The 17,152-nt window shown below is 71.5% G+C and carries 12 protein-coding genes; 7 read left to right on the top strand and 5 right to left on the bottom strand.

Translation table 11 applies throughout. The features are described from left to right. Positions 1-1,812 carry a S9 family peptidase gene (locus ID574_RS51470; protein WP_188196419.1) on the top strand — a complete coding sequence of 604 codons (1,812 nt, stop codon included), beginning with the start codon at positions 1-3 and terminating at the stop codon, positions 1,810-1,812. Positions 1,813-1,828: 16 nt separating this feature from the next. On the opposite strand, the gene rny is transcribed toward ID574_RS51470, so the two are convergent. From rny to recA, 3 genes are all read right to left on the bottom strand, one after another. Continuing rightward, positions 1,829-3,448 (bottom strand): ribonuclease Y, encoded by a 1,620-nt coding sequence (rny, locus tag ID574_RS51465; RefSeq protein ID WP_188196418.1) that lies wholly within the window; start codon positions 3,446-3,448, stop codon positions 1,829-1,831. Positions 3,449-4,280: 832 nt separating this feature from the next. Beyond that, complete coding sequence (recX, locus tag ID574_RS61075) at positions 4,281-4,757, bottom strand: recombination regulator RecX (protein ID WP_442939435.1); 477 nt, start codon at positions 4,755-4,757, stop codon at positions 4,281-4,283. A gap of 979 nt (positions 4,758-5,736) precedes the next feature. Further along, a complete protein-coding gene (gene recA / locus ID574_RS51455; RefSeq protein WP_188196417.1) occupies positions 5,737-6,828 on the bottom strand; it encodes a recombinase RecA in 1,092 nt (363 codons plus the stop codon). 515 nt (positions 6,829-7,343) lie between these two features. Here recA and ID574_RS51450 point away from each other — a divergent pair. Beyond that, positions 7,344-7,619, top strand: a complete 276-nt coding sequence (locus tag ID574_RS51450; RefSeq protein WP_188196416.1) for a hypothetical protein — start codon at positions 7,344-7,346, stop codon at positions 7,617-7,619. Here ID574_RS51450 and ID574_RS51445 read toward each other — a convergent pair. Beyond that, a complete protein-coding gene (locus tag ID574_RS51445) occupies positions 7,602-7,796 on the bottom strand; it encodes a DUF3046 domain-containing protein (RefSeq protein ID WP_138720415.1) in 195 nt (64 codons plus the stop codon). The genes ID574_RS51450 and ID574_RS51445 overlap by 18 nt on opposite strands. 43 nt (positions 7,797-7,839) lie before the next feature. Between ID574_RS51445 and ID574_RS51440 the strand changes: the two genes are divergently transcribed. Then, the gene (locus tag ID574_RS51440) at positions 7,840-8,034 is read left to right on the top strand and encodes a hypothetical protein (RefSeq protein WP_188196415.1); all 195 of its coding nucleotides are present in this window, start codon (positions 7,840-7,842) and stop codon (positions 8,032-8,034) included. Position 8,035: 1 nt separating this feature from the next. On the opposite strand, the gene ID574_RS51435 is transcribed toward ID574_RS51440, so the two are convergent. Beyond that, the gene (locus tag ID574_RS51435; RefSeq protein ID WP_188196414.1) at positions 8,036-8,524 is read right to left on the bottom strand and encodes a VOC family protein; all 489 of its coding nucleotides are present in this window, start codon (positions 8,522-8,524) and stop codon (positions 8,036-8,038) included. Positions 8,525-8,640: 116 nt separating this feature from the next. On the opposite strand from ID574_RS51435, the gene ID574_RS51430 reads away from it, so the two are divergent. The 4 genes from ID574_RS51430 to ID574_RS63215 all read left to right on the top strand — a co-directional run bounded on the left by ID574_RS51430 (position 8,641) and on the right by ID574_RS63215 (position 16,613). Beyond that, positions 8,641-13,311 carry an Lhr family helicase gene (locus ID574_RS51430; RefSeq protein ID WP_188196512.1) on the top strand — a complete coding sequence of 1,557 codons (4,671 nt, stop codon included), beginning with the start codon at positions 8,641-8,643 and terminating at the stop codon, positions 13,309-13,311. A gap of 550 nt (positions 13,312-13,861) precedes the next feature. Beyond that, on the top strand, positions 13,862-15,580 hold the full coding sequence (locus ID574_RS51425; protein ID WP_188196413.1) for a hypothetical protein: 1,719 nt from the start codon (positions 13,862-13,864) through the stop codon (positions 15,578-15,580). Positions 15,581-15,622: 42 nt separating this feature from the next. Continuing rightward, a complete protein-coding gene (locus ID574_RS51420; RefSeq protein ID WP_188196412.1) occupies positions 15,623-16,405 on the top strand; it encodes a hypothetical protein in 783 nt (260 codons plus the stop codon). After that, on the top strand, positions 16,308-16,613 hold the full coding sequence (locus ID574_RS63215; protein WP_223167969.1) for a GntR family transcriptional regulator: 306 nt from the start codon (positions 16,308-16,310) through the stop codon (positions 16,611-16,613). The genes ID574_RS51420 and ID574_RS63215 overlap by 98 nt, the downstream gene beginning before the upstream one ends. The last annotated feature ends 539 nt before the right edge of the window (positions 16,614-17,152 follow it).

The raw sequence follows: 17,152 nt of genomic DNA, 5'->3' as shown, positions 1-17,152 counted from the left end.
ATGCCTTTCTGGCCCTCCCCCATTTCGACCAGAGAAGTGGCCGGTTCGGGCGTGCGCCCCGCCTGGCCGACGGCCCAGGGCGGCCGGGTGTGGTGGACCGAGGACCGTCCGGGTGAGGGCGGGCGTACCACGATCATGTGCCGCGTCCCGGACGGCACCTGCCGTGAGCTGCTGCCGTCGCCGTGGAGCGCGCGCACCCGGGTCCACGAGTACGGCGGGCGGCCGTACGCCGTGACCCCCGAGGGCGAGGTGGTCTTCGTCAACCTCAAGGACCAACGCCTGTACCTCTTCGGGGATAACTGCGAGCCGAAACCCCTCACGCGGGAGGGCTGCCGCTACGCCGACCTGCTCGTTCACGATGGTCAAGTGTGGTGCGTCAGGGAGCGGCACGCCGAGGACGGCAAGGTGACCAGGGCGATCGTGTCGATCCCGCTGGACGGCGGCGAGGCCCGCGAATGGGTCACCGGATGCGACTTCTACGCCTCCCCCGCCGTGTCCCCCGACGGGCGGCATCTCGCCTATGTTTGCTGGAACCACCCGCGCATGCCGTGGAACGGTACCGAGCTCCGCGTCACGCGCCTGTCGGGCGGCGGCTCGTGGACGGTCATGGGAGGGCCCGCGGAGTCCGTGCTCGACCCGGCGTGGCGCGACGAGTCCCGCCTCTATGTGATCTCCGACCGCTCGGGCTGGTGGAACCTGTACGAGGTCGGCCTGCGCGGCGACGACGCGCGGGCGATCCATCCGGCCGAGGAGGAGTTCACGCTGCCGCCGTGGCAGCTGGGCGGCCGGCCCTATGCGGCGCTGGGCGACGGGCGGCTGGCGGTGCTGCACGGGCGCGGCGACCTGCGGCTGGGCCTGCTCGACCCGGCGTCGGGCACACTTGCCGACCTCGACCTGCCCTACAGCGGGTGGGACGCCGCGCTGACCGCCGACGGCACCGCCGTGACGGGGATCGGCTACTCCTCCGTGATCCCCCGGTCGGTCGTCACCGTGGACGCGGCGTCGGGCGTGGCCCGCTCGCTCCGGCAGGACGTCGAGCGGCTACCCGATCCGGCCTTCCTGCCCGTGCCGCGGGAGGTGCGGGTGCGCGACGAGATCCACGCCTTCCTCTACCCGCCGTACGAGCCGGCCACCGAAGGAACGCTCCCGCCCTACGTGGTGTTCGTGCACGGCGGTCCGACCGCGCATGCCGACACCGCGCTCGACCTGGAGAAGGCATTCCTGACCTCGCGCGGCATCGGCGTGCTCGACGTCAACTACGGCGGCTCCACCGGCTACGGCAAGGCGTACCGGGAGCGGCTGAAGGGCCAGTGGGGGCTGGTGGACGTGGCGGACACGGTCGCCGCCGCCCAATGGCTGGCCGCCGAGGGGCTGGCCGATCCCGCCCGGATCGCGGTACGCGGCCGCAGCGCGGGCGGCTGGACCGTGATGGCGGCCTGCTGCCGCTCCGACGTGTTCGCGGGCGGCGTGTCCTACTACGGCGTCAGCGCCCTCGCGCCGCTCGTCGCGCACACCCACGACTTCGAGTCGCGGTACGTGGAGTGGCTCGTGGGCGATCCCCGGATGTACGCGGGTCGCGAACCGCTCTCCCTGGTCGACGGCGTCTCCTGCCCGATGCTGCTCTTGCAGGGGCTCGACGATCCCGCGGTGCCGCCCGAGCAGTCCGAGGCCTTCGCCGACGCGCTGTCCGAACGCGGGATCCCGTGCACGTACCTGGCATTCGAGGGCGAGGCGCACGGCTTCCGCCGCGCCGAGACCCGCACCGCCGCCCTGGCCGCCGAGCTGGCCTTCTACCAGCAGATCTTCGGCTAACCCGGATCTGCCCGGGCTAGCGGGCGAACTCGGTGGCCCTCGACTCCCTGACCACAGTGATCCGGATCTGCCCGGGGTAGGTGAGCTCCTCCTCCACCTGCTTGGCCACGTCGCGGGCGATCACCTGGGCCTGGATGTCGTCGATCGCGTCGGGCTTGACCATGACCCGGATCTCCCGCCCGGCCTGCATGGCGAACACCTTCTCCACGCCCTCGTACGACTGCGCGATCTCCTCCAGCCGCTCCAGCCGTTTGACGTACGCCTCCAGCGACTCCCTGCGGGCGCCCGGCCGGCTGCCGCTGATCGCGTCGGCGGCCTGCGTGAGCACGGCCTCGACGGTGCGGACCTCGACCTCGTTGTGGTGCGCCTCGATGGCGTGCACCACGTCCTCCTCCTCGCCGTACCTGCGGGCGATCTCCGCGCCGATCAGCGCGTGGCTGCCCTCGACCTCGTGCGTGAGAGCCTTGCCGATGTCGTGGAGCAGGGCGCAGCGCTTCAAGAGCTGCTGGTTCATCTTCAGCTCGGCGGCCATGATGCCGGCGATGTGGGCGGACTCGATGAGGTGCTTGAGCACGTTCTGTCCGTACGAGGTGCGGTAGCGCAACTGCCCGAGCAGCAGCGTCAGCTCGGGGTGCATGTCGGTGATCCCAAGCTCGACCAGGGCGTCCTCGCCCGCCCGCGCGCACAGGTCCTGCACCTCCTGGCGGCTGCGGTCGTGCGCCTCCTCGATCCGCTGCGGGTGGATGCGCCCGTCCAGCACCAGCTTCTCCAGCGTGAGCCGCGCCGTCTCTCTCCTGACCGGGTCGAAACACGACAACAACACCGCCTCGGGTGTGTCGTCGATGATCAGATTGACCCCGGTCGTGGACTCGAAGGCGCGGATGTTGCGGCCTTCGCGGCCGATGATCCGGCCCTTCATCTCATCGCCGGGGAGATGCAGCACGCTGACGACCGACTCGGCGGTCTGCTCGGCTGCCACCCGCTGGACGGCCAGCGTCACGATCTTGGTGGCGCGCTTCTCGCCCTCCTTGCGGGCCTCGCCCTCGATCTCCCTGACGATCAGGGCGGCCTCGCGCTTGGCCTGGTTCTCGATCTCCTTGACCAGCTCGGCCTTGGCCTGGTCGGCGGTCAGCCCGGCGACCCGCTCCAGGATGACCCGCCGCTCGTCCTCGACCTGGAGCAGCTCCTCGCGCCGGTCGGCCAGCTCGATCTCGGTCTCGGCCAGCTTCCTGTCCCGCTCGGCCTGCCGCCTGGCCTCCTCGTCCAACCGCTGCTCGCGCTCGGCCAGCCGGGCCTCCCTGCGCTCCAGGTCGGCGCGCAGCTCCTTGAGCTCGGACTTGAGTATCCGGCTCTCCTCCTCGACCTCCCGCCGCATCTGGGCGGCGCTCTCGGCGGCGGCCTCGGACCTGCGCAGGATCTCCTCGGCGTCGATCTCCGCCTTGTGGCGGATCTCGCGGGCCTCCTCACGCGCCTGCTCGAGCTCCTCGTTGACGGCCTCGAGCTGCTCGGGGCTCGGACTGGCCGCCCCCTTCGGCAGGACGCCGGAGGTGCGGCGGATGACGACGAGCAGTGCGACGATCATCCCGAACGCGAGCACGAGCACCGCCACCATCAGCACTACGACCAGCGGCCCCATGTGCGCCCCGCCCTCCTCGCGTCGTCAACACCTCATAACGCGGACCCAGACAATGGGAGGGGTCACAAGCGCGCCACGCGAAGCCCGTTCGGCGCCGGGATCGATGTCAAGCCAAGACTGACCGGGCGTCGGCTGGGAAAGCCGACACCTCGCCCGCCTCGATCAACCGAGCTCGTTCGTCCGTCGTTCACCGGTATGGCAATCCGCGCTGCGCGGAGTAACTCCTCACTGCCGTCGAGGTTATGCGTCGAACTGGTCACGAGCAAGCAAACGCGTCATCAAGCGTGTCTTACAGGCCTGCATCTCCACATTCGGCCCAACATCCCCCATTAATGCCGGACTTGCCCCACCACGCACCCCGAATCCCCTGCCTGACCAGGCATTTCACCCCTCCGATCCCTGATCGCCACCGGACAGGACCGCAGCGGGCCCGGAGCCCCAGCTCCTGCACCACATCCCAGGGAAAGGTGAACATGACGCAAAGTTCCGATCTCGTGCCACGAAGGAGCCCGACGGGACGACGCGGACGGCAGCGCATACCCTCCCTTCCCCTCGTCACGCCTCCCGCTTCGCCAGGTCTAGCTGATGCCGCAGGTGAGGGGTGAGCCAGTCGAGGGCATCGCTGTCCCCGCTCTGGAGGTGCAGGCCGTACGCCTGCCTGGCCAGCAGCAGGGGCGCGCGGACGCGGGGATGTGGAGGTGCGCACTGCCGATGCTGCGTGCCCCGACATGACGGCTGTGGCCGCTCCAGGGTGCGGAGACCGGCGGCACGGAGACCGGGGGCGCGGAGGCGCAGCGGCAGCCGGGAGGGGCGACGATGCGAAAGGCCGGAGTTACGGGAAGTCGTCCTCCAGGTCGATGCCCTCCTGTTCCAACGCTTCCCGGATCACCCGGTAGGCCAGGCCGGAGGAGTAGCCTTTGCGGGCGAGCATGCCGGCGAGGCGACGGGTGCGGGTTTGCGGATCCAGGGAGCGGGTGGCGGCGAGCTTGCGATCCACCAGCCGCCGGGCCGTCTCCGCCTCCTGGTCGGAATCCAGGCGTTCCACGGCTTCCTTGACCGTGTCGTTGTCCACACCCCGATGGCGCAACTCGGCCGCCAGGGCACGTCTGGCGAGCCCGCGCCCGTGGTGCCGGGAGTCGACCCAGGCCTCGGCGAACGCCTCGTCGTTGATCAGCCCGAGCTCGGAGAACCGGTTGAGCACCGCCTCGGCGGCCTCCTCCGGCACCTCCCGTTTGCGGAGGGCCTCGGCGAGCTGGGCACGCGTCTTGGGCGCCATGGTGAGCAGGCGGAGGCAGATGGCCCGCGCCACCGACTCCGGATCGGCGTCGGGGCCGGCCCCGGCAGGACTGTCGGCATCGGGCCCCTCAGGCAGCCACCCTCGGCCCTTTGCGTCGTTTCCCCGTTTTCTCTTCGATCGGCCAGATCGCCGCCCACCGCTCGATCGTTTCGCACCGCCACCCGACCGCTCATCCGACCGCTCGTCCGAAAACCAGCTGCTCCCCGCCAGCACCGTGGAATGCCACCCGCCGTCAGGGGGAGCTCCCTCGGAACCGGTCTCCGCGCCGGCTTGACGATCGGCGAACGCCGCGGCCCCTCGAATTCTGCCGCGATCTCGGGGCGGAACGGCGTCTGCGAGCTCGGCCACGGCAGGTGGGCGATCGCCGCGCTCCACATCGGCCACGGCGGATTGGAGATCGCTGTCATCCCCATCGGGTGCGGCGGATTGGAGATTGCCCTCATCCCCATCGGGTGCGGCAGGTTGCCGATCATCCCCTTCCCCATCGGGTGCGGCAGGTTGCCGATCGCCCTCTTCTTCGTCGGGCGCGGCGGATTGGGGAGCGCCGCCCTCCCCGTCGGGCATCGCAAGCCGGCGGTCGGTCACCGCCGCATCGGTTCCGGCAGGTTGGGCGTCGTCGTGCGTCGGACCGGGCTCGGCGGTCCGGCGATCGTCGTCCCCTGTGGCGGGCTGCTCGGCAGGCACCGCCTCAGAGACACGGAGACGGTTGCGTTGCTCGCGCCACTCGTCCACCGACGGCCAGCCGTCGGAGGCCGAGCGGGCCAGGTCTCGCCCCGATGACCAGGCCTTGTCCGATGTGCTACCCACGTGCCGGCCTTCCGCCAGCGGCGCGGCGCACCGGGCCGATGACGCCTCGGTTCACGCCTGCCGGGCGCGACGAGACAGCGGGCCAGGCGCGCCGGTTCACGCCTGGCAGACGCGACAGGTGAGCGAGCCAGGCGCCCCGGATCAGGGGCGCCTGTGGCCGATTCGTGTCACTCATGGCGAGCGATCAGACGTCACCCGGCTTCGGAGTGGACTTCGAGCCGCGGCCCGAGGGCGCGGCGGCCGGGGCCGGGGCGGCGGCGGGCTCGGCGGGGGCGTCGAGGCGCGGGCCCACGCCCAGCTTGTCCTTGATCTTCTTCTCGATCTCGTTGGCCATGTCGGGGTGGTTCTTCAGGAAGTTACGGGCGTTCTCCTTGCCCTGGCCGAGCTGGTCGCCCTCGTAGGTGTACCAGGCACCGGACTTGCGGACGAAGCCGTGCTCGACGCCCATGTCGATGAGGCCGCCCTCGCGGGAGATGCCCACGCCGTAGAGGATGTCGAAGTCGGCGACGCGGAAGGGCGGGGCCATCTTGTTCTTCACGACCTTGACCCTGGTGCGGTTGCCGACCGCCTCCGTGCCGTCCTTGAGCGTCTCGATGCGGCGGATGTCCATGCGGACCGAGGCGTAGAACTTGAGCGCCTTGCCACCGGTCGTCGTCTCGGGGCTGCCGAACATGACGCCGATCTTCTCGCGGAGCTGGTTGATGAAGATGGCGGTGGTGCCGGTGCTGCTGAGGGCGCCGGCGACCTTGCGCAGGGCCTGGGACATGAGGCGGGCCTGGAGACCGACGTGGCTGTCGCCCATCTCGCCCTCGATCTCGGCCTTGGGCACGAGCGCGGCCACCGAGTCGATGACGATGATGTCGACGGCGCCGGACCTGATCAGCATGTCGGCGATCTCGAGCGCCTGCTCGCCCGTGTCGGGCTGGGAGACCAGCAGGGCGTCGGTGTCCACCCCCAGCTTCTTGGCGTATTCGGGGTCGAGGGCGTGCTCGGCGTCGATGAAGGCCGCGATGCCCCCGGCCCGCTGGGCGTTGGCCACGGCGTGCAGGGCGATCGTGGTCTTACCCGACGACTCGGGGCCGTAGATCTCGACGATGCGGCCGCGCGGCAGGCCGCCGATGCCGAGTGCCACGTCAAGGGAGATCGACCCGGTGGGGATCACCTCGATGGGAGCTCGGGCGTCATCGCCCAGGCGCATCACTGAGCCCTTGCCGAACTGACGCTCGATCTGGGCGAGCGCGGTCTCAAGGGCCTTCTCGCGGTCGTTGATAGCCATGGAAACTCCCCCTGGAGGGTCTCGCGGTCCGATCAGTCGAGTGAAAGCTACGGCCTGCCACCGACATTTTCTCTGGGTGTCGGGGAAGTCGTGGCCCGGCGTAGCCCCATCGTAGCCGAACGACTGTTCGATCACAGCAGGAACGCGCAGGTAACTGTCAATCGCTCGCGTCGGGCGTGGTGAGGACGCAACATCGGTTCCACCGCTCCCCGGTCCATCTTCGATGGCGGCGGGGATCGCCGGCCGTCGGGCAGTCAGGTGACAGTGGAGAAGGTGATGCTGGGCTCCGCGACGCGGCGCCGGATCCCGGGTCGTTAGGGCGTTCCCCGCCTGGTTCGAGAGCGGGTCCGGGCTCCGGATGGCGGGCCGCCCACGCACGAGTTCTTCAAGCCGTACGCACTGACGTTCGACTTCGCCCGCATGCGAATCCTCATTGACCCGGCCGGCTGACGATGTTGTCATGCGCGGTGAGCTGGGGAGACTCACTGCAAGGGGCTACGGTTGGAGGCGGCGACGTGGCGAGCGGCTACACCGGTGAACGGCGCGCCCATCTCCAGGCGCTCGCCGAGCTGCTCCCCGACGAGGGGATGGTGAGCCGCATGCTCGGCGGCGACGAGCCGGTGCTGTGGGTGTGGCACCCGGGCACCGGCCGCCAGACGATCATCTTCGCCACCCCGTCGAGCAGCGGCTGGCTCTTCCTGTGGTCGTCCGGAGGGCAGGGCCGGGCCGACGATCTGGAGCGCACGGTCGGCGCGCTGCGGGAGACCCTCGGCTCAGCGCAGCCTGGGTGAGACGTCCTCGACCTGGCAGACGGCCCGCCAGACGGTCTTGGCGCTCTCGCCGTCGGCCAGCGCCTGCATGACCGTGCGCCCGCCGAGCGGGGCGATCACGTAGTCGCGCGCCCACGACTCGGCGTACGTCTCGCCGAAATGAGCGTTCATCCGTCGCCAGAACTCCGTCAACCGCATGAATCAAGTATGGAATCGCTCAGGACGTGGGTAAGACAGGCCCATGGCAAAGACCCCGAAGTCCTCACCCCCGAAATCAGCCAAGACGAAGGCGAACCGGGCCAGGCGCCGCAAGCTGTTGCTGACGCTGCGCCTCACCGTGCAGAAGGAGAAGGCGGAGCGATCGGAAAGGCACGCCGGCATCAAGCAGGAGCCCCGTGAGGGCAGGCCGCGTACGCGCAGGGCGTCGCGACGCTAGGTCACAACACCCGCGCGCCGTACATCTCACCGAGATGGTCGGCGAGCAGCTCCAGCCGGGCGCCGTCGGGGTCCTTGAAGTAAATGGAGGCGCCGCTCTCTATCTGGTGCGGCACGCCGGCCATCTCCAGCTTCCCGCGCAGCCTCTCCCAGGTGGCGGGGTCGACGGAGATCGCGATGTGGTGCAGGCCACCGAGCACTTCCTGGTACGGGCCCAGGTCGAGCCCGGGGAAGTCGAAGAACGCGAGCAGGTTGCCGTTGCCGATGTCGAAGAAGAAGTGGTTCGAGCCCTTGTAGTCGCGATTCTCGATGATCTCCGTGAGCGGGAACTCCAGGAGGTCCTGGTAGAACTTGATGGTGCGCTCCACATCGGACGAGAGCAGGGCGATGTGGTGCAGGCCGCGGGCGCTGCTCGACGGTCGGTGCGGTAAGACGTGGCGACGCCTTATTTCCGCACGGCGGGCTTCGATGGCCGCGTAATCAATGGTCACGGTGGCTGTATGTCCGCCAACCCCCCGCCTCAATCGCACGGCGCGGCGCCAATGCGTTTTCTGTCGGTGGCGCGAGGCACTATGTGCAGGTGAGCTCGCTAGACCAGTTCAGCCAGATGACCAGGCAATGGTTCACCGGAGCCTTCCAAGCGCCCACGGCCGCCCAGGAGGGGGCGTGGGAGTCGATCTCACGTGGCGACAACACCCTGGTCGTCGCGCCGACCGGCTCGGGCAAGACGCTGGCGGCGTTCCTGTGGTCCCTCGACCGGCTGGCCGCCGGGCCCGCGGACGGGCGCGAGGGGACTCGCGTGCTCTACGTGTCCCCGCTCAAGGCGCTGGCCGTGGACGTGGAGCGCAACCTGCGCGCGCCGCTGGCCGGGCTCAAGCAGACGGCGCGGCGGCTCGGGCTGGCGGTGCCGGAGATCTCGGTGGCGATCCGCTCCGGCGACACCCCCGCAGAAGACCGCAGGCGGTTCGCGGCCAAGCCGTCCGACATCCTGATCACCACGCCGGAGTCGCTGTTCCTGCTGCTCACCAGCCAGGCGCGGGAGGCGCTGCGCGGGGTCGAGACGGTGATCGTGGACGAGGTCCACGCGGTCGCTGCCACCAAGCGCGGCGCGCATCTGGCGCTCAGCCTGGAGCGGCTCGACGCGCTGCTCGAGCGGCCCGCGCAGCGCATCGGGCTGTCGGCCACCGTGCGGCCGGTGAGCGAGGTGGCGGCGTTCCTGGGCGGCAGCAGGCCGGCCACCGTCGTGCAGCCGCCGTCGGAGAAGCGGATCGAGATCGAGGTCGTCGTCCCTGTGGAGGACATGACCGAGATGGCCGGCGGAGGGCCGCCGGAGGGCGAGGAGCCCGCCAACAGGTCGATCTGGCCGCACGTCGAAGACCGCCTGTTCGACCTGATCGGCGAGCACAGCTCGACGATCGTGTTCGCCAACTCCAGGCGCCTGGCCGAGCGGCTGTGCACGCGGCTCAACGAGCTGGCCTACGACCGCTCCCAGGGCGCCGTCGACCTCTCGATCTGGGAGACGGGGGCGCCCGCCGATTCGACGTGGGAGCCGCCCAAGCGCACGCCGGCCGAGATGATGGCGCAGGCGGGGGCGAGCAAGGGCGTCGTGACGGAGATCGTGCGCGCCCACCACGGCTCGGTCTCCAAGGAGGAGCGGGCGCAGATCGAGGAGGCGCTCAAGTCGGGGCGGCTGCCCGCCGTGGTGGCCACGTCCAGCCTGGAGCTGGGCATCGACATGGGCGCGGTCGACCTGGTCGCGTGCGTGGAGGCGCCGCCGAGCGTGGCGAGCGGCCTGCAGCGCATCGGCCGCGCCGGCCACCAGGTCGGCGCGGTGTCCAAGGGCGTGATCTTCCCGAAATACCGTGGCGATCTGGTGCAGACCGCGGTGGTGGCCGAGCGGATGAAGAGCGGCCAGATCGAGGAGCTGCGCTATCCGCGCAATCCGCTCGACGTGCTGGCCCAGCAGATCGTGGCGATGACGGCGCTCGACGAGTGGACGGTCGACGAGCTGGAGTCGGTGGTCAAGCGGGCCGCCCCCTACGCCACGCTGCCGCGCAGCGCGCTGGAGGCCACGCTCGACATGCTGGCCGGGCGTTATCCGAGCGAGGAGTTCGCCGAGCTTCGCCCGCGCATCGTGTGGGACCGCGTCACCGGCACGCTCCATGGCCGGCCGGGCGCGCAGCGGCTGGCGGTGACCAACGGCGGCACCATCCCCGACCGCGGCCTGTTCGGCGTGTTCCTGGTCGGCGAGCGGGCCTCCCGGGTGGGCGAGCTCGACGAGGAGATGGTCTACGAGTCTCGCGTGGGCGACGTGTTCGTGCTGGGCGCGACGTCGTGGCGGATCGAGGACATCACCGCCGACCGGGTGCTGGTCTCCCCCGCACCCGGGCAGCCGGGCAAGCTGCCCTTCTGGCACGGCGACGCGCCGGGCCGTCCGGCCGAGCTGGGCCGGGCGATCGGCTCGTTCCTGCGCGAGCAGGCCAAGAAGGGCTCGACGGAGCGGATCAGGGCCGCCGGGCTGGACGAATACGCCGCGGGCAACCTGCTGGCCTATCTCGAGGAGCAGCGCCAGGCCACCGGCTACGTCCCCGACGACCGCACGCTCCTCGTCGAGCGCTTCCACGACGAGCTCGGCGACTGGCGGGTGGTGATCCACTCGCCCTACGGCGCGCGGGTGCACGCCCCGTGGGCGCTGGCGATCAACCGGCGGCTGCGTGAGCGCTACGACCTCGACGTGCAGGCCGTCCATTCCGACGACGGCATCGTGCTGCGCATCCCCGACACGCTGGCCGAGCCGCCGACGGACGTGGCGGCGTTCGACGCCGACGAGATCGAGCAGATCGTCACCGAGGAGCTGGGCGGGTCGGCCATGTTCGCCTCCCGGTTCAGGGAGTGCGCGGGGCGGGCGCTGCTGCTGCCGCGCCGCACGCCGGGCCGGCGCAGCCCGCTGTGGCAGCAGCGGCAGCGGGCCGCCCACCTGCTGGGCGTGGCCTCGCAGTACGCGTCGTTCCCCATCGTTTTGGAGACGATGCGCGAGTGCCTGCAGGACGTCTTCGACGTGCCGGGCCTGGTGCGGCTCATGCGCGACATCGCCGCGCGCCGGGTGCGGGTGGTCGAGGTGGAGACCTCGCAGGCCTCGCCGTTCGCGGCGTCCCTGCTGTTCCACTACGTGGGCGCGTTCATGTACGAGGGCGACGCCCCGCTGGCCGAGCGGCGCGCCCAGGCCCTGGCGCTGGACACCACGCTGCTGGCCGAGCTGCTCGGCCAGGCCGACCTGCGCGAGCTGCTCGACCCCGACGTGGTCGCCGACGCCGAGCGGGAGCTGGCAAGGCTCGACCGCCCGCTGCGCGACCTGGAGGACCTGGCAGACCTGCTGCGTTCGCACGGGCCGCTGCCGGCGCTCGACGTGAGCGTGCGCGGGGGCGACCCGGCCTGGCTGGAGGAGCTGGAGCGGACGCGGCGGGCCATCAGGGTGCGCATCGCGGGCGATGAGCAGTGGGCGGCGATCGAGGACGCGGCGCGGATGCGTGACGCGCTGGGCGCGCCGCTGCCGGTGGGGGTGCCGCACGCGTTCCTGGAGCCGGTGGCCGATCCGCTGGCCGACCTGGTGGCGCGGCACGCCCGCACGCGCGGCCCCTTCCACGCCGGCACCGCCGCCGCCCGGTTCGGGCTCGGCGTGGCCGTGGTGACGGACTCCCTGCGGCGGCTGGCCGCGTCCGGGCGGGTCGTCAGCGGGGAGTTCCGGCCCGGCGGGCGGGGCGAGGAGTGGTGCGACGCCGGGGTGCTGCGGATGTTGCGCCGCAGGTCGCTGGCCCGGCTCCGGAAGGAGGTGGAGCCGGTCGCGCCGGAGACGCTCGCCCGGTTCCTGCCGGTCTGGCATGGCATCACCGGATCGCCTGCGTTCCGCGGCACCGGTCCGTCGGGGGCCGGATCCGCCGGCGCGGGCTGGGCCGGGCCTGGCGGGGCCGGTGGGGGCGCTTCCTCCGGTCCGGGCTGGGCGAGCGAGCTCGGGGCGCACGGCGGCGGGGCGAGTGCGGCGCGGGCCATGGACTCGCTGGTGCGCTCCATCGAGCAGCTCCAGGGGGCCGCGGTGCCCGCGTCCGCGCTGGAGACGCTCGTGCTGCCCTCGCGGGTGCCGGGCTACCATCCGGCGCTGCTCGACGAGCTGACCTCGTCCGGCGAGGTGATGTGGGTGGGGCAAGGGGCTCTGCCGGGCGGCGACGGATGGGTGTCGCTCTATTTCGCCGACACGGCGCCGCTGCTGGTGCCCGACCCCGCCGAGATCACGATGACGCCGGTTCACGAGCGCGTGCTGGAGTTGCTGGGAGGCGGTGGTGCGCTGTTCTTCCGCGGGATCTCCGACCAGCTGGGCTCACTTGACGATCAGACGCTGGTCTCGGCCCTGTGGGACCTGGTGTGGTCGGGGCGTGTGTCCGGAGACACGCTGGCGCCGTTGCGCGCCACGCTCGGCACCGGGCGCCCCGCGCACAGGCCGCCGACGACGCGGCGGCGGCGCGCCGTGCTGCCGAGCCGCAGCGGCCCGCCGACCGTGGCCGGGCGCTGGTGGCTGCTGCCCGGGCCGGCCGCCGACGCCACCCAGCGGGCCCAGGCGCAAGCCGAGGTCCTGCTGGAACGGCACGGGGTCGTCACGCGGGGATCGGTGACGTCGGAACGGCTACCCGGGGGATTTACGCCCATTTATCAGGTCTTGCGGGCGTACGAGGAGAGCGGCCGCTGCCGCCGCGGCTACTTCGTCGAGGGGCTCGGGGGCGCACAGTTCGCCCTGCCGGGCGCGGTCGACCGGATGCGTGCCATGGCGCCCGGCATCACGCCGACGGCGGGCGACGAGCCCGGCGCGGCTGCGGACACGATGTCGCCCGGCCCGATCGGCAGGCGCGGCGGTGGGACGGAGCGGCGGGCCGTGGTGCTGGCGGCCGCCGATCCGGCCAACCCGTACGGCGCCGCGCTCCCCTGGCCCCAGCGCCCCGGCGACGTCGGCCACAAGCCGGGCAGGAAGGCCGGGTCCCTGGTCGTGCTCGTCGACGGCCACCTGGTGCTCTACGTCGAACGGGGCGGCAAGACGCTGCTGTCGTTCGCCGACGACGAGCGGTTGCAGCCGGCCGTCGACGCCCTGGCCCTCGCCGTACGGGACGGTGCGCTCGGGAAGCTGACGGTGGAGCGGGCCGACGGCGCGTCCATCATCGAGTCGCCGCTGGCGGCGGCCCTGGAGGCGGCCGGCTTCCACCCGACGCCGCGCGGCCTGCGACTCCGCGCCTGACGACCGCAGCGACTGCAGGCTCCGGACTACCAGTGCCGGCACCCCCAGGACCGGCACCCCCAGGACCGGCACCCTCAGGGACGGCACTCCCAGGGACGGCACCGCCGCGCCGATCCATCCACGGCAGCCGCTCACCGCAGTGGCGCCCGTGGTGGACAGCGGTGGTCGTCGATCCGGCAGCGCGCGTTGTCGGCACCGGTTCCTGGTGAAGAGCACCGGCTCGGTGCGCTGGCGGCCGGAGTCCGGTGGCACGTGGCCAAGCAGCTGGTCGGTGTGCTGCCGGACGGGCTCGCGATGCCGGAGCGGCTCACCGGCCGCGAGGTGCTCACCTACCTCGGCCTGCTGCGCGGCCTGGGCAAGGACGTGGTGGCCGAGCGGGCCGAGGAGCTGCTGGCGGTGGCGGTGATCGACAAGGGCCGGGTGGCGGCTGCGGGCCCGATCGACGAGGTACGCGGCACGGCGACGCTGGAGGACAGGTTCGTGGAGCTGGTCGGCGCCGATCCCACCGGCGTGAAGGGGCTGTCGTGCTGTAGCGCTGACGCTGGCCAGGATGAAGATCGCGATCCTGCGCCACTCCACCACGGGCCGGCGTGGCTCCATGATGGCCGCGGGCGGCTCGCTCGGCCTCGTCCTCGCGGCGGGCACGATCTACCTGGCCTTCCTGGAGGGCGATTGGCTCGCCGCGGCGTACGCCGTGTGGATGCTCGGCTGGATCATCGGCCCGGTCTTCTCCGGCGGCGGCGAGGAGACGCTGCGCCCCGAGTTCTTCTCGCTGGTGGGCCTGCCCGCGCACCGGCTGGCGGCGGGGCTGCTGGTGTCGGCGTTCGTGGGCGTGGCACCGGTGATCAGCGTGATCGCCCTGGCGGGGCTCGTGGTCGCGGCCGAGCCGGGAAGCGTGCTCGTGGCGCTGCCAGCCATGGTGCTGCAGTTGGCCGTGTTCGTGCTGCTGTCGAAGGTGGCCGTGGCGATGCTGGGCATCGCGCTGCGCTCGCGGGCCGGCGCGATCGGCGCCGGGCTGGTCAACGGCGTGGTGCTGGCCTTCCTCGGCCAGGCGTGGGTGTTCGCGGTGGCGTTCGGGCAGGGCGAGCAGATCCCCGGGTTCGTACGCTACCTGCCGTCCGGGTGGGGGCTGCTGGCCGTACAGGGGAACTACCTGGCGCCGGCCGCCATGGTGGTGCTGATCGTGCTGTTGCTGGGAGTGTGGGCGGCGCTGCTGGCGCGGCCCACGGGCGCGAACCGGCCCGCGACGCGCGGCCGCCGGCCGATGCGCGCGGCCACGGCCCAGGAGGCGGTGGTGGCCAAGGAGCTGCGTACGTGGTCACGCGACCTGGTGCGCACCCATCAGCTCACGTTCGCGCTGGCCTACGGGGTGTTCTTCGCGGGCGCGCCGCTCGTGCTGGGCTGGACGGGCCTGCTGCCGTGGGCGGCGCCGATCTTCGTTGTGATGGCGGCCTCGATGACGTCGAACCTGTACGGCGCCGACGGCACCGCGCTCTGGCTGTCGCTGATGGCGCCGGGCTCGTCGGACGTGCGTGGCAGGCAGCGGGCCTGGCTGGTGACCGTGGCCCCGGTCGCGCTGGCACTGGCGGTGGCCTTCACCGCGATCGCCGGCGGGCCGTGGCCGATGATCCTGGCGGCCACGTTCGCGGTGCTCGGCGGCGGGGCCGGGCTGGTGCCGCTGGTCTCGGTGTACGGGCTCGTGCCGGGCACGGATCCGCAGCGGCGGGGCGGCAACCCCCTGCGTACGAGCGAGGATGAGGGGTCGCTGACCGGGCTGGCGTACCTGATGATGCTCCTGGTGGCGCTCAGCGGCGCGCCTGCCGTCGCGGTGGCGGCGGCGGCCGGCTGGTGGGGCGTGGCTGCCGGGGCGGCGACGGGTGCGCTCTCTTACTGGGGATTCGGCCTGCTGGCCGAGCGGCGGCTGGCCGCCCAGGGGCCCGAGCTGCTGCACCTGATGCGTACGGGACGGCCACCCGAGGGCGGCGCCAAGGGCATGTCGTTCAAGCTGCCGGACATGCCGAAGGCGCAGCGGGCGATCACGACGACGTGCCTGTCGCTCGGCGCGATCCCGCTGGTGCCGCAGGGGATCGTGGCCGCGGTCTTCGTGGCGGACGGCCGGCTCCGGCATTCGTGGTTCCTGGCGACGGACATGCCGCCGGGCCTGCGCTGGCCGGTCGCGATCGGCATGATGCTCATCGGCCTGGCCATGTACGGCGTGAGCCTGTGGCTCGTGCGCCGGGCGAAGCGGCGCGCCGCGACCACGACGTGAAACGGCTTCCGCCCGTCGGAGCGGCCGACGAAGATTGAGCGCATGCGCCCTCTGCAGCGGTTACGTGCGGATCTCAGCACCGGCAAGAACCTCGAGATCTACCTGACGGCGACCATCGCGCTGGTCGTCGGCGTGCTCGGCGTCTTCAGCATCGTGAAACCGGACATCGTCGGCGCCGCGACGCTGGCCGTGCTCGCCCTCGTCGCCGTGAACGCCCTCGGCCCCAGGCACCAGGTGGCCGACTTGGAGGCGCGGGTCGCCGAGCTCAATCGCCTGGTGGAGGCGAGAATGGCCGGCGACTCCTTCCTGACCGCCGTGCGGAAGGGGCTCGACGAGCGCGTCGCGCGGGCCGGCGACATCCGCTTCGCCGGGGTGACGCTGAGCCGCACGGTCCGCGCCCACGTCGACGACCTGCGCAAGAGCCTGGGGCGCGGGGCGTCGGTCAAGGTGTTGCTGATCGACCCGAAGGGCACGGTGCCGGAGGAGGCCGCGAGGCGGAGCACCATCCCCGACCACGCCGACGTGTTCGAGCACCGCGTGGAGTCCACGATCTACCTCCTGCGGGATCTGAAGGACTCCATCGAGGTGCGGTTCATGCCGTTCGTGCCCGCCTTCGGGCTGGTCCTGCTGGACGCCGACGATGACGACGGCGTCATTCACGTCGAGCTCGGCACGCACAGCGCGGCGGGGCGGGATCCGGTCTTCACCCTCACTCCGCGCCGGGACCATTTCTGGTTCGAGCACTTCAAGGGGGAGTTCGACCGCATGTGGGAGGTCAGCCGGGAGGCGACCGAGGCCGACTGGTATCCACGCAAGAGGAGCTGAGCGCGCTGTATACAATCGCCGTTGGATCACGGATCTGACGCTGACGCCGCCCACCGGCCCTCCGCGACGAGGTACGAGTGAGCTGCGGCGCCGCATCCTCACGGGCGATCTCCCTCCGGGCGTCCGGCTGGTCGAGGATCGGCTGACCGCTCAGCACGGCGTGTCGCGTAACTGGGTACGCGAGTCCATCCGGGTACTGGCCGCATGAGTTCTGCAGCAGTTCGCTCACACGTTCTGTCCAAGAGAGCCGAATTCCAGTAGTCCAGCGATAACGCTGGGTAAGCATCGGGAAGCGGGTGGGGTGATGCAGGTGTACCGATGTGCTCGCGATCGGCATGTGCTGACCCGGTCGTATGCCTGCCGCTCGGCGAAGGGCCGTGCTGGCACGGCAAGGGAAGGCGCCGGGCATGACTGAGCTGCGGCCGATCGCGGCGCCCCCGATCGGCGGCTGAATCGGGACACAAGTCCCGTGCCTGTTCATCACCCGTCACTCGCTCCCTGGTCTGTAGGCCGGGGCTCGCCTCGCTGGTCGGGGTGCGCCGGAGTGACCAGACCCAGCCACCACCACATAGGGAGGTGACCTTGGTGGCTGTGTTGGACACACGTGAGCAGATCCACTCCGCCGTGCTTCCTCAGCGGCGGACTCTGGAATCCGTGTCAGCAGACAACCCCGGAGCAGGGACGAAACGGGGCGTGGACGCCTTCGGGCAGCGGAGTGTCCGACATGGTCGAGGGGAGACCCGCCGC

Source organism: Nonomuraea sp. SYSU D8015 (assembly GCF_008065375.1).
Taxonomy (GTDB): Bacteria; Actinomycetota; Actinomycetes; order Streptosporangiales; family Streptosporangiaceae; genus Nonomuraea.
The sequence above is the reverse complement of the archived record's forward strand: the minus strand, read 5'-3'. Positions and strand labels throughout refer to the sequence as shown.